The 12,869-nt window shown below is 55.4% G+C and carries 8 protein-coding genes; 2 read left to right on the forward strand and 6 right to left on the reverse strand.

From position 1 onward, the window contains the following. A partial coding sequence (locus IAD09_01680; protein ID HIT80945.1) for a hypothetical protein occupies positions 1 to 462 on the forward strand: 462 nt, incomplete at its 5' end. Between the two features lie 87 nt (positions 463 to 549). Here the strand turns inward: IAD09_01680 and sulP are convergent. Both sulP and IAD09_01690 read right to left on the reverse strand, forming a co-directional pair. Further along, positions 550 to 2,238 carry a sulfate permease gene (sulP, locus tag IAD09_01685; protein HIT80946.1) on the reverse strand — a complete coding sequence of 563 codons (1,689 nt, stop codon included), beginning with the start codon at positions 2,236 to 2,238 and terminating at the stop codon, positions 550 to 552. A gap of 123 nt (positions 2,239 to 2,361) precedes the next feature. Continuing rightward, entirely contained in the window at positions 2,362 to 4,305 is a 1,944-nt protein-coding gene (locus tag IAD09_01690) for an Ig-like domain-containing protein (protein HIT80947.1), read from the reverse strand. A gap of 195 nt (positions 4,306 to 4,500) precedes the next feature. On the opposite strand from IAD09_01690, the gene secDF reads away from it, so the two are divergent. Then, on the forward strand, positions 4,501 to 7,425 hold the full coding sequence (gene secDF, locus IAD09_01695) for a protein translocase subunit SecDF (GenBank protein HIT80948.1): 2,925 nt from the start codon (positions 4,501 to 4,503) through the stop codon (positions 7,423 to 7,425). A 556-nt stretch (positions 7,426 to 7,981) separates the two neighbouring features. Here secDF and IAD09_01700 read toward each other — a convergent pair. From IAD09_01700 to IAD09_01715, 4 genes are read right to left on the reverse strand one after another with little or no spacing between them, the layout of a single operon-like run. After that, a complete protein-coding gene (locus tag IAD09_01700; protein ID HIT80949.1) occupies positions 7,982 to 8,431 on the reverse strand; it encodes a DedA family protein in 450 nt (149 codons plus the stop codon). Continuing rightward, positions 8,419 to 9,402, reverse strand: coding sequence for a hypothetical protein (locus tag IAD09_01705; GenBank protein HIT80950.1), 984 nt, complete (start codon positions 9,400 to 9,402; stop codon positions 8,419 to 8,421). Before IAD09_01705 ends, IAD09_01700 begins: the two co-directional genes overlap by 13 nt. 23 nt (positions 9,403 to 9,425) lie before the next feature. Next, on the reverse strand, positions 9,426 to 10,694 hold the full coding sequence (gene purD, locus IAD09_01710) for a phosphoribosylamine--glycine ligase (protein ID HIT80951.1): 1,269 nt from the start codon (positions 10,692 to 10,694) through the stop codon (positions 9,426 to 9,428). A gap of 19 nt (positions 10,695 to 10,713) precedes the next feature. Continuing rightward, positions 10,714 to 12,867: a DPP IV N-terminal domain-containing protein gene (locus tag IAD09_01715; GenBank protein ID HIT80952.1), complete on the reverse strand. Its 2,154-nt coding sequence runs from the start codon at positions 12,865 to 12,867 to the stop codon at positions 10,714 to 10,716. Positions 12,868 to 12,869 lie beyond the last annotated feature (2 nt).

Genomic DNA, 12,869 nt, shown 5'->3' on the forward strand with positions numbered 1-12,869 from the left:
GTGATTATATTGCTTTTTCTCATGCGGTGTAACAAGGACGAGTACAGCCATTTCGACCGAATGATGTTGGCCGGCTGGAATACAAGCGATACCATAGTCGACCTGTCTCGTCTCACCCCGTTTCAGTGGGACACGATGTATTATTATGAGAACGGTTGTTCGGAAGAGGTGATGGCATCGTTCGGCGTTATTGCCGATGCCTGTATGCAAGATGTGATGGACTCGTTCGGTATTATGCAAGATGTGATCATCTTTAAGGACAAAAAAGGCCGGACCGTTTATTGGGACAAGTGGATATATTCTTGGGAGAATTCTCACTACGGAAATGGAGGGTTTATAATCATACCCGATTTCAATTATTTGCGGGTCAGCAGCGACGATGCCCTTTTTAAGGTTCGTAAAAAAACGGATTGTACTATTCTATTGGAGCATCTTCCGCGCGGAGAAGTTCGGCAGGATTAGAATCGTTTTTCCGATGGTTGACCCACCGATAATAATAACGGCTGTCTCCGCAGGGAGACAGCCGTTACTTTTTTTATTGGGAGGAGATTATTGTTTCAGTTTCTCGTTGAGCTCGACGAGGGCGTTGGCCTTTTCTACGGCCTTGGATATGTGGTCGCAGATGTTTTCGTTGCCGATGATTTTGTTGAGCCCCGACTTGTAGAGCGTCTCCTGCACCGAGGGGTTGACCCCCGAGAGTATGACCCGTATGCCCTCACGGTGCGACGACTCGACGAGGATTTGCAGGTTGTGCAGGCCGGTGGAGTCGATAAACGGTACTCTGCGCATGCGAATGATGCGCACTACCGGTTTGTCGCCCATCTCGCGCATCACTTCGTCGAACTTCGTGGCCACGCCGAAGAAGAACGGGCCGTTGATTTCATATACCTCCACGCCTTTGGCGATGTTCAGCGTCTCGTGCTGGGTCATCTCGGTGCCCTGGGCCACGTCGAGCTCATCTTTCAATACCGAAATCTGCACATTCTCCGACACGCGGCGCAGGAAGAGCAGCACGGCCAGCAGCAGACCTATCTCGATGGCGATGGTGAGGTTGAAAACGACGGTGAGAATGAATGTCGTGGCGAGAATGGCCACATCGGATTTGGGGTTTTTCAGCAGCGAACGCACGGTGCGCCAGCCGCTCATGTTGTAGGCCACGATGACGAGTACGCCGGCCAGACAGGCCATGGGTACCAACTCGATGAGGGGCATGAGCAGCAGGAAGATGGCCAGCAGTACCACGGCATGTATGATGCCGGCCACGGGGGTGCGGCCGCCGTTGTTGATGTTGGTCATGGTGCGGGCGATGGCTCCCGTCACGGGAATGCCGCCGAAGAAGGGCACCACGATGTTGGCGACGCCTTGGCCGATGAGTTCGGTGTTGGAGTTGTGGTGTTCACCCACGGCACCGTCGGCCACGGTGGCCGAGAGCAGCGACTCGATGGCGCACAAGATGGCGATGGTGAAGGCCGGCGAGAGCAGCTGGTTGATGGTGGCCATGTCGAGGTGGAGCGGCTGCGGGTCGGGTATCTCGTTGCTGATGTCGAACCGGTCGCCGATGGTCTCGATGCCGGTGATGCCCCACACCTCTTTCATGAGATAGGCAACGACCGTCATGATGATGATGGCTACCAGCGACCCCGGTATCTTGCGTGATATTTTGGGCATGACGGCGATGATGAGAATGCTGGCCACGCCGATGAAGAGCGACAGCGGGTTGATGGTGTCGAGGTGCCGGAAGTAGACGGCCCACTGCGAGAGGCAGTCGGCCGGGAGCTTGTCGATGGTGAGGCCCAGCAGGTCTTTGACCTGCGTGGTGAAGATGGTGAGGGCGATACCGCTGGTGAAGCCCACGACAATGGGGTAGGGAATAAACTTGATGATACCGCCCAGGCGGAAGAGTCCCATCATGATCAGCATGGCACCCGCCAGTGCCGTGGCGATGGCGAGACCTTCGAGGCCGTAACCCTGTATGATACCGAATACGATGACGATGAATGCGCCGGTGGGGCCGCCTATCTGCACCGAGCTGCCGCCCAGTGCCGAGACGATGAAGCCGCCGACGATGGCGGTGATGAGACCTTTTTCGGGGGTGACGCCCGAGGCGATACCGAATGCGATGGCAAGCGGCAGCGCCACGATGCCCACAATGATACCGGCCATGAGGTCGGCGATGAATTTTTCGCGCGAATAGTGGCGCAGGCCTACAAGTAATTTAGGCTGAAAATCAATCTTCATGTTACCTTAAAAAAAATTGAAGCCGCAAAGGTAGTGCTTTTTTTAAAAAGTGCGCTATTTGTGTAAATTTTTGTGCATAAACGCGTCGGCTTATACATGAAGAGACCGGGCTGTTTGGTGTTGTTAGCGTCGGGTCTGATTGCCGATGAGGGTGGGTTGGTTGGAGTAGAAGGGTGTCTCTTCCTGCGGTTGGGTCTCCTCTTCGCTCTTGGTCTCCTTCGGTTTGTTCTTGATGATTTCGTAAGGTTTCTGTTCGGCGAGCGGCGTGGCATAGACGTCCCATACCTGGTCTACGTCCCAGTTGGCCCGCAGGGAGAGGCTTCCCGGGTAGTAGAAAATCTCCTCGGGCTGGCGCTTCTCGCGGTAGTTTCCGGTGTCCCACACCCCGTTGTCGTTGCGGTCGAGGCACAGGCGCATGTAGTAAGTGCCGGGATTGATGTAGCGGAAGAGGGCGGCTCCTTTTCTTACCGGGGCTTTGTAGATGGGTTGGTCTGAATTGTTGAGCAACTCCACGAAGGCCGAGTCGGTAACCCCCGTGGTGCGTACGATGAGGTTGGCGTATTCTTCGACGGCTTTTACCTTGAACTTGTGCTTCATCGTGGCCGTGGGGTTGCCATAGATACTCTCGGCGGCCAGGGAGTCGAGGGTGAAAATGTATTCTCCGCCCGAAGCCCATTTGGTTTTCAGCCGATAGGTACGGGGGGCGTCGGTCCCGGCCTCGAAGGTGTAGTCATCGGGTGGGACGGGAACCCACAGGGTGTCGACCTTTTGTTCGAGGTGTATGGCCGCGGGGTCGAGATGCTTCACCGGCTGGGTGAAGATGTAGGCCGGTGAGGCGTAGATGTCGATGTTCGACCCGCCACGGATCTCTATCCCCATAAATTCGATGGACGGTAACGTGTCGGCGTCGTTGTTGCGTTTTTTCTCCCGGGAAGAGCGTTTCCTCTCGCGATAGGCCCACAGCATGGTGTCGTTGTAGAGGGAGAGTTGCTGTGCCGAGTCGGTGCGGAGGTAGCTGGCCACGATGCGCAACGTGTCTTTGTTGTAGACGTTCGAGTCCCTGAACCAGTAGGTGATGGTGTCGTTGGTCTTGCTCTTCTCGATGATGGACCAGTCGTCGCCGGAGAAGTCCAGCGGCGTGATTCGGGGCAGGGAGTCTTGTGCGGTCGAGAAGTAGAGGGTTACCTTGTGGCGGTCGGTGCGGTCGTATTTCTCGAAGTAGCTGGCCTTGTAGTTCTCGTTGAATGAACGCAGTATGATGCCTTCGGGAAAGTAGTGGGGTTGCAGCGAGGTGATGATGGTGTCGATGGTGCTGGTGTCGGCCCATATCGTGTCGTTGTGCCACTCCATGGTGACGCTGGGCACGAACGACGTGTCGAGGAAGGCCAGGTCTTCGGTCGCATTGTCGAAGAAGTAGTTGCGGTTGCCGTCTTTCAAGGCAAAAATGCGGTAAGTGCCCTCGGCGATGTTGCGTACGGTGAACCGACCGTATTCGTCGGTGCGGCTCATGCGCAGGAACGGTTGGTTGGTGAATGTCGTGTCGTGGGGTTGCATGTAGATGCCCACCAGCATGTCGCTTACCGGTTCGAGGTCGGCGGCATTGAGTAGGATTCCCGACATTTCGAGCGTGTCGATGTGGTCGCCTGTCGAGAAATGGAAACTGAAATTGAGCAGTTTGTTTTTCTCGTTGTTGTCGGCGATGGCATCACCACAGTCGATGGTGTAGGTCGTGTTGGCTTTCATCGAATCGTTCAGGGTGATGGAGACAATGCGTCCCAAGGCCGATATTTGAGGCATTTGGGTCTGTGGCGGCGAGATGATGATTTTCTCGTTGGGGTTTTCGACCTGGACGATTTCGTCGAATTCGAGCGTGATTTTGTTCTTGTTGAAATGGAGTGCCCCCATCGGCGGGTTGCTCTTCTTCAATACCGGAGGGGTCTCGTCTTTGGGGCCTCCGCCGGGACGTCCCATGTTGGCACACGAGAAACAGCACGCCCCGATGGCAATGATAAGGGCGATGGCAATACCTCGTGACGACCGGTTGTGTGAGTGACGATGCAGGCTCATGTCGGGGACAATTCTGTCGGCAAAGATAAGACAAAGATGCGGAAAAAGCGCTTTCCTCCTTGAAATATAACTTCTTTTTGGCTTCGGTGATGACAAAAATTCGTATTTTTGCAGCCGTAACCGAAAAAAGCCATATATTTGCACCTTAAATCGAAAACTGCACAATAATTTCAAAACATAAAAGTAATAATCACAATGCAAAACAAAGGATTCATAAGGGTCTTGGCCGTTCTGCTCACTTTGGTCTGCCTCTTCTACATTTCCTTCTCGTTTGTAACTCGCTATTACAATCAGAAAGCCGAAGAGATTTCCAACGGGGACCCTGTCGTTTACAAGAATTATCTTGATTCTATGGCTACCGAGAAAGTCTATCTCGGCTATTACACCTTGAAACAGTGTAATGAAATGGAAGTCGGTCTCGGTCTTGACTTGAAAGGCGGTATGAACGTTACGTTGCAGATTTCGGTTGCCGACGTGCTGCGTTCGCTTTCCAACAACAATCCCGATGCCAAATTCAATGCGGCTCTTGCTGCGGCTACCGCCAACCAGGCCGATAATTCCGATTTCTTGGTCATCTTCGTAGACGAATATAAGAAACTTGACCCCAATATCCGTCTGGCCTCGATTTTCAGTACCTATCAACTCAAAGAGAAAATCGCTCCCAGTGCCACCAATGACGAAGTGGTTGCCGTCTTGCGTGAAGAACTCAACAGCGCCATCGACAACTCCTTCAACGTGCTGCGTACCCGTATCGACCGCTTCGGTGTGGTATCGCCCAACATTCAACGCCTCGAAAAAGACGGCCGCATTCTCGTAGAGCTTCCCGGTGTGAAAGAACCCGAGCGTGTGCGCAAACTGCTCCAAGGCAGTGCCAACCTCGAATTCTGGGAAACCTATAACTTCAACGAAATCTACTCTCGCTTGGCTGCCGCCAACGACTTGATTGCCCGCATGGAAAACAATGGCGAGCCTGTCGTTGCCGAAGAGAAAACCACCGAAGGCGACCTTTCTGAGCTCACCGGCGAAAGCGAAGAGATGGAATTGTGGAAACGTCAGAATCCGCTCTTCTCGCGCTTGCAACCTGCTATTGCACAGAACGGACAACCCGTGGCCAGCCCGGGTGTCGGTTATGCCCATTATCGCGACACGGCTGCCGTGAGCGCTTACCTCGCTCTGCCGCAGGTGCGTGAGATGCTTCCCACCAACCTTCATTTCTGCTGGACGGTGAAATCGATCGACGAAAAAGAACAATACTATCAACTGGTAGCCCTCAAATCGAGCACCGGAGGCCGTCCTGCTCTGGAAGGCGATGTCATCAACGATGCCCGTGAAGACTTCGACCCCCTGACCAATGCTCCCGTCGTGAGCATGTCGATGAATGCCGAGGGTACCAAGATTTGGGCTCAGCTCACCCGCGAAAACATCGGCCGGTGCGTGGCTGTGGTTCTCGATGACCATGTATATTCGTTCCCTGTTGTCAACACCGAAATTCCCAACGGTTCGTCTCAAATTTCGGGCGGTTTTACTCCCGAGGAGGCCAAAGACCTGGCCAATGTGTTGAAGACCGGAAAAATGGCGGCCAGCGTGAAAATCGTGCAAGAAGACATCGTGGGACCCTCTTTGGGTCAGGAAGCTATTCGTAGCGGTGTTTTCTCGTTTATCTTCGCCCTTGTCCTGCTCATGATTTACATGATCTGTGTCTATGGCGTTGTTCCCGGTTTGGTGGCCAACGTGGCGCTTATTTTGAACATGTTCTTCACGATAGGTATTTTGGCTTCGTTCCAAGCCGTGCTCACCCTTTCGGGTATTGCCGGTTTGATTCTATCGCTGGGTGTCGCTGTCGATGCCAATGTGCTTATTTATGAGCGCACCAAGGAGGAATTGCGAGCCGGAAAGAGTTTGAGAAACGCCATTGCCGATGGTTATAAAAACGCTTTCTCGGCCATTTTCGACTCCAACTTGACGTCGGTCATCACCGCTATCATCCTGTTCTATTTCGGCTCGGGACCCATCAAAGGTTTTGCCACCACGACGCTTATCGGTATCGTCTGCTCTTTCTTCACGGCCGTGTTCATGACACGTTTGTTCTATGAGAGAGGTCTCGACAAGAATTGGTTCAAGAAACTTTCCTTTACCACGCCTTTGACCCGCAATATGCTGCTCAACCCGCAAATCAATTTCCTCGGGTTCCGCAAAAAAGCCTATATACTGAGTTTGGTTTTGGTGCTTATCGGTTGTGTCTCTTTTGCTTTGCGCGGTCTTGAAAAAGGTATTGAGTTCTCGGGCGGCCGCAATTATATCGTCCGTTTTGACAAGCCGGTTAACACCCAGGAGATTGCCGACCTTCTCAAACCTCAGTTTGTAGATAATATTCCTACCGTCATCACCATCGGTGGAAGCAACCAGGTGCGCATCTCGACCAATTACCGCATCAATGAGTCGAGCGACACGGTCGACCAAGAGATTCTTACATTGATATATAACGGTCTCAAAGATGAGGTGGGCGGCAAATCGCAAGAAGCTTTCGTGACGGAGAATGTGATGAGTATACAGAAAGTAGGTCCGAGTATCGCCGAGGATATCACTGTCGGTGCCGTTTGGGCTGTTGTCCTTTCCCTCTTGGCCATCGCTCTTTATGTGTTGGTACGGTTCCGCGACTTGGCATTCAGTGTCGGTACGCTTGCTTCTTTGGCATTCGATACCGTGATTATTCTGTTGGTTTATTCGCTCTTCAACGGATTGCTTCCCTTCTCGATGGAAATCGACCAGACCTTCATTGCCGCCATTCTTACCAACATCGGTTACTCGGTGAACGACAAGGTGGTTGTGTTCGACCGTGTGCGGGAGGTTATCGGTATTTATCCCAAACGTGACCGTTGGCTTGTCATCAATGAAGCACTTAACAGTACCCTTTCGCGTACCATCAGCACCTCGTTGAGTACGGCTCTTGTGCTGCTCTCCATCTTTATTTTGGGTGGTGATTCTATCCGCAGTTTCTCTTTCGCCATGTTGCTCGGTGTGATTATCGGTACCTATTCGACCTTGTTTGTTGCCGTGCCCATTGCCTATGAAATGATGAAGAAAAAATTTGCAAAAGCGATGGCTTCCGAAGCCGCTTGATGCAAAGCTCTTATATGAAAAGAAGCCTCGGAAATTTTTCCGAGGCTTCTTTTTTGGGAGGATATTTATGCTTTGGAGGCTTTGATAGCCCCAAGGTGGATTTTACGACAGGCTGTCGTCCTTCTCGTGGTAGGTATAAGTGATAGACGGCAGGCGAAGCTCTTTTCGCCCGCCTTTGATGCGGGATTTGATATGCCGACGGGTTTGCGGGGTCGACGAATGCCGACCGTTGTTTGACCGCTGTGCCGTCCTTGAGAAATGTTTTTTGCCGGTTGTGGTACACGGGATTCTTTTGTGACATCGACGGATTCTCGTTCGACGGGACGGATTCATACCCCGCCTTGAAAACGACGATAGAGGGAATCTCCTGCGGCGGGAAATGGCCGCGAGGTAGCCGAATCATTTTTCCTTTTGATTGTCGGATTGCCGCACCGTATAGGAAGGCAATGGTTGCTTGTGGCATTTTGGACAGCATGCGTCCAAACCCCTCTTTTGTCGGGTGAAGCGGAAGTGTGACGGGAATATGTCTGTCGGAAAATGGGGCCGGGCTCGATGCTCAGAAAACCCATTCCACGCCGATGGCGATGAGGTAGTAGCGAATGCCTTTACCCAGCAGCATCGAGAGCGAGACGCCAAGCAGATTGGCTCTCATGAGGCCCAAGGCCACGACGATGGCATCGCCGATGCCGGGAACAAAAGAGAAAAAGCCCATGAGCGAACCTTTCCCTTGCAGGAAACGCTGCGTTTTTTCGAGTTTCTCGTGAGAGAGTTTCAGGTATTTCTCTATCCATTCGGTTTTTCCCAGTCGGCCTATGTAGTAGCAGGTGATGCCTCCCAGCCAGTTGCCCAGGGAGGCTGCCACGGTGCAGCCGATGGCGTCGTATCCGGCGGCGATGAGCAGTCCCAGTACGACTTCGGAGCTGAACGGGAGCACGCTTCCCGCCAGGAATGCGGCGATGAAGAGACCTATGTAGCCCCACTCACTCAGTGTGGTCAGAAATTCCATATATAAAGCAGCAGGTAAGCGGCGACAACCACGCAGGCTTGCCAGGGTGCGTAGCGGTTGCGGGCGTGAATGAGATAATAGGCCGAGGCTTGCGCCGTGACGATGTGTATCCACGGCAGGAAGTCGGCCGTGCGGTCGGGGTTGAGCAGGGCAGCGGCCAGTATAAAGAGGAGCAGCAACAGCAGGAAACGGTTGCTGCGCCATATCTGTATCTTGTGGCGGGTGATGAGGTAACTGCCCGACAGGCAACAGCTCACACCGATGAGGGCGGCAATGCCATATCCCGTCAGTGCGGTCGGGTCGTCGACTTGCAACGAGTAGGGCAGGCCGGGAATATACGACACAAACTGGTCGAAGGTGTAATAGATGTGCAGGTCGAAGATGATATTTGCCACGAAAAGCAGCCATACCGGCGTAGCGATACCCAGCAGGAAGGCTGTCGCCGATTTCCAGGTCAGCTCCTGCATGTAGGCCAGTCCTGTGCCGAGGGCGACAATCATTGCGGCTGCCGGCGGCCAAAGCAAGGTGCAGGCCGTTGTGAGCAGCCCTATGCCATAGGCGGCTTCGCGCCCCTCTTTCTGGTAAGAGGTAAAGAGCAGGTAGAGCCACACGACGAGCAGCGGCGACAGGAGCAAGGCGGTATTGAGACGGTCGGCAAAAGCAGGGTTGCAGAGGTTGAGAAACAGCAGGGTGGTGGCGGGAAGCCAAGTGCGCCGCTGCATGAGGTTGCAGGTGTTGTTGAGGTGTATGAGCAATATGCAACTCAGCAGCGTGGCCGCGCTGTGCAGGAGATAGATAATGACCCGCGACTGCCACAGCGGCGTGTCGGCCGGCAGGGTACCGACGACCGATCTGTCGGGCTCCCGCATCACGAGGGCTACCAGTGACAACAGCCACACCGTGCCCCAGGTGATGGGGACGGTGCGACGGCTGTCGATGGCAGAAAGGAGTTTCTCGGTCGATAAGGTCATGAGTGCAACCCGGTGAGTCGTGGTTAGAGGTCGAATCCGATGTCGGAACGGAAATATTTCTTCTCGAAATGGATTTTCGAGGCGTTGGCAAACGAGCGTTGCAGGGCATCGTCCTTGTCTTTTCCGTAGGAGCTGACGGCGATGACGCGGCCGCCGTTGGTGACGATGTGACCCTCTTTCTCGGCCGTTCCGGCGTGGAACACGATGCTGTCGGTCACGTCGTCGATGCCGGTGATGACCTTTCCTTTCTCATAGGCTCCGGGGTATCCGCCCGATACCAGCATCACGGTGACGGCCGAGCGCGGGTCGACGTCGAGCACGCGACGGTCGAGGTCGCCTTGGGCCACGCCTTCGAGCAGTTCCACGAGGTCGCTTTTGATGCGCAGCATGACGGCTTCGGTCTCGGGGTCGCCCATGCGCACGTTGTATTCGATGACCATCGGTTCGTTTTTCACGTTGATGAGGCCGAGGAAGATAAATCCCTTGTAGTCGATACCCTCCTCCTTCAATCCGTTGATGGTGGGCACGACGATGCGCTCTTCGACCTTCTTCATGAAAGTGGCGTCGGCAAACGGTACGGGCGATACGGCACCCATGCCGCCGGTGTTGAGGCCGGTGTCACCCTCGCCGATGCGTTTGTAGTCTTTGGCTTCGGGCAGGATTTTATAGCTCTTGCCGTCGGTGAGGACGAAGACCGAACATTCGATACCCGAGAGGAACTCCTCGATGACGACCGTGCGGCTGGCTTCGCCGAACATGCCCGAGAGCATCTCTTTGAGCTCGGCCTTGGCCTCTTCGAGCGTGGGGAGTATGAGCACCCCTTTTCCGGCGGCGAGGCCGTCGGCTTTGAGCACATAGGGGGCTTCGAGGGTTTCGAGGAAGGCATAGGCTTTGTCGATGTTCTCGGCGGTGAAGCTCTCATAACGGGCGGTGGGTATGTGGTGGCGCATCATGAAGGCTTTGGCAAAGTCTTTGCTCCCTTCGAGGCGGGCTCCCGAGGCCGAGGGGCCGATGACGGGTATCGAGGCCAGTTGCGCGTCGTTCTTGAAGAAGTCATAGACTCCTTTCACGAGCGGATCTTCGGGCCCTACCACCACCATGTCGATGGCGTGGGCGAGTGCAAACTCTTTGAGGGCCGGGAAGTCGGTGGCCGAGAGAGCGACGTTCTTCCCGATGCGGGCGGTTCCGGCGTTGCCCGGGGCGATGTATAGATTCTCCACGCGGGGACTTTGGGCTATTTTCCATGCCAAGGCGTTTTCGCGGCCGCCTGAGCCTAATAACAGAATATTCATGACAAATATGTTTTATAAATTATTTCAGATAATCGTCGAAGTAGCGGATTACTTTTTCATAGAGGTGCACCCGTTCGGGGCCGATGACGTTGTGGGCGTGTCCCGGATAGACGAAGTAATCGGGGTAGGTGCCCGCCTGAATGCAGCTTTTCAGGAACGAGAGGCTGTGTTGCCACACCACGACGGGGTCGGTGTCGCAGTGTATGAGCAGGAGGTGCCCGGTGAGGTTGCCCGCTTTGAGGTTGAGGTTCGAGTCTTTGTAGCCTTCGGGGTTTTTCTGCGGGGAGCCCATGTAGCGTTCGCCATACATCACCTCGTAGTATTTCCAGTCGATGACGGGGCCGCCGGCCACACCCGCTTTGAAGACGTCGCCGTGGGTGAGCATGAGGTTGGTGGTCATGAAGCCGCCGAAGCTCCACCCGTGTACGCCGATGCGTGTGGTGTCGCACCACGGCTGTGCCTGCAACCAGGCGATGCCGCGCATCTGGTCGGCCATCTCTTCCTCGCCCAGGCGGTGGTGGGTCACGTCTTCGAAAGGCAGGCCGCGGTTGGCCGAGCCCCGGTTGTCGAGGGTGAAGACGACATAGCCGCGTGTGGCCATGAGCAGGTCGTTGCCCGAGGCGCCCCAAAGGAAGCGGTCGGTTACCATCTGGGCGTGCGGGCCGCCGTAGACGTAGACGATGACGGGATATTTCTTTTCGGGGTCGAAGTGGGGCGGACGGGTGACGCGGTAGTAGAGCGTGGTCGTGTCGTCGGCCGCTGTCAGCGTGCCGCAGATGACACTGGGCAGGTCATATCCCTTGTAGGGATTCTCGGCCGTGAGGAGCGTCTCGGTCTTGCCGCTGGCGGTGTTGACGAGCTGGGTGATGCGCGGTGTCTCGTGATTGGCAAAGAGGTCGATGGCATAGCGACCCGAACGGCTCAACCGCACATTGTGCACGCCGCTTTGCGGGGTGAGCCGTGTGCGTCGACCCGAGGCGACGGAGACTTTGTAGAGGTTTGTTTCGAGCGGAGAAGCCTCGGTCGAGGTGATGAAAATCGACTTCCCGTCGGGCGACGGGGTGGCCGAGAGCACTTCCCATGCACCCGAGGTCAGCTGACGGAGCAGGCGTCCCTCGGTGTTGTAGAGGTAGAGGTGGTGGTATCCGTCGCGGCGCGAGAGCAGCACAAAGCGGTCGTCGTGGCCGGGCAGGAAGAAGATGGGGTGTTGCGGCTCGACATACTTCTCCGAAGTCTCGGTGCAGAGGGTGCGCAACAGGCGTCCCGTCGAGGCGTCGTAGGCTTCGAGGCGGCAGGTGTCCTGGCCGCGGTTGAGGCGTTGCAGGTAGATGCACGACTCGTCGGGCGACCAGGTGATGTTGGTCAGGTACTGGTCTTTCTCTCCGGGGGTGCGCAGGTATACGGTGTCGCCCGAGGCGAGGTGGCAGATGCCCACTTTCACCTCATGGCTGGCCATGCCCGCCATGGGATATTTGATGGCTTTGAGGGCGGCCGTGCGGGCCGATATGTCGACGAGCGGATAGTTGGTTACCCGGCTCTCGTCCATGCGGTAGAAGGCTACGGCGTTGCCTCGCGGCGACCAGAAGATGCCTTTGCTTATGCCGAACTCGTTGCGGTGCACGTTGGAGGCGCCGAACGACACGGCTTCGTTGTCGTCGTGGGCGATGACCGTGCGGTTGCTGTCGCTGTCGATGACCACGAGGTCGCGACCTTGTGTCGCGGCCAGTCGCTTTTGATGGGGTTCAAAGGCGAAGTTGGTGTCGCCCCTGCGGTAGGGTATACGGTAATCGACCCGGTCGGTCTCGGGGTTGAAGAGCAGGAACGACGATTGCAGCCACAGGCCGAGCCGCGGGGTGCCGTCGCGCTCTTCGATGGAGAAGGCGGGCATTGATTTCACGGCTTTCAGGCCGACCTCTTCGAGACCCTTGTTCAGCCGGGAGAGGGTAAGCCACGGTTGGTGCCGGTTGCTTCCCGGACGGGTGATGAGCAGGGTGTCGCCTTGGGCAAAGAGGTAGTTGTCGCCGACAAAGGTGAGCTGTCGCAGACCTTTGGGCACGAAGCGATAGGTGTTTTTCCCGCCGGGAATCAAATCCTGGGCGGTAAGTTGTTTGTCTTGTGCGGCGGTGTTCATGGCGAGCAATAGCGTGAACAGAACAATGAGATGGCGTTTCATGA

It is taken from the genome of Candidatus Caccoplasma merdavium, assembly GCA_018715595.1.
Classification (GTDB): Bacteria; Bacteroidota; Bacteroidia; order Bacteroidales; family UBA11471; genus Caccoplasma; species Caccoplasma merdavium.

Bases quoted from the DNA above. Each gene is read 5' to 3' on its own strand.
- purD (HIT80951.1), bottom strand. From the start codon at position 10,694: ATGAATATTCTGTTATTAGGCTCAGGCGGCCGCGAAAACGCCTTGGCA.
- sulP (HIT80946.1), bottom strand. From the start codon at position 2,238: ATGAAGATTGATTTTCAGCCTAAATTACTTGTAGGCCTGCGCCACTAT.
- IAD09_01690 (HIT80947.1), bottom strand. From the start codon at position 4,305: ATGAGCCTGCATCGTCACTCACACAACCGGTCGTCACGAGGTATTGCC.
- IAD09_01700 (HIT80949.1), bottom strand. From the start codon at position 8,431: ATGGAATTTCTGACCACACTGAGTGAGTGGGGCTACATAGGTCTCTTC.
- IAD09_01705 (HIT80950.1), bottom strand. From the start codon at position 9,402: ATGACCTTATCGACCGAGAAACTCCTTTCTGCCATCGACAGCCGTCGC.
- secDF (HIT80948.1), top strand. From the start codon at position 4,501: ATGCAAAACAAAGGATTCATAAGGGTCTTGGCCGTTCTGCTCACTTTG.
- IAD09_01715 (HIT80952.1), bottom strand. From the start codon at position 12,867: ATGAAACGCCATCTCATTGTTCTGTTCACGCTATTGCTCGCCATGAAC.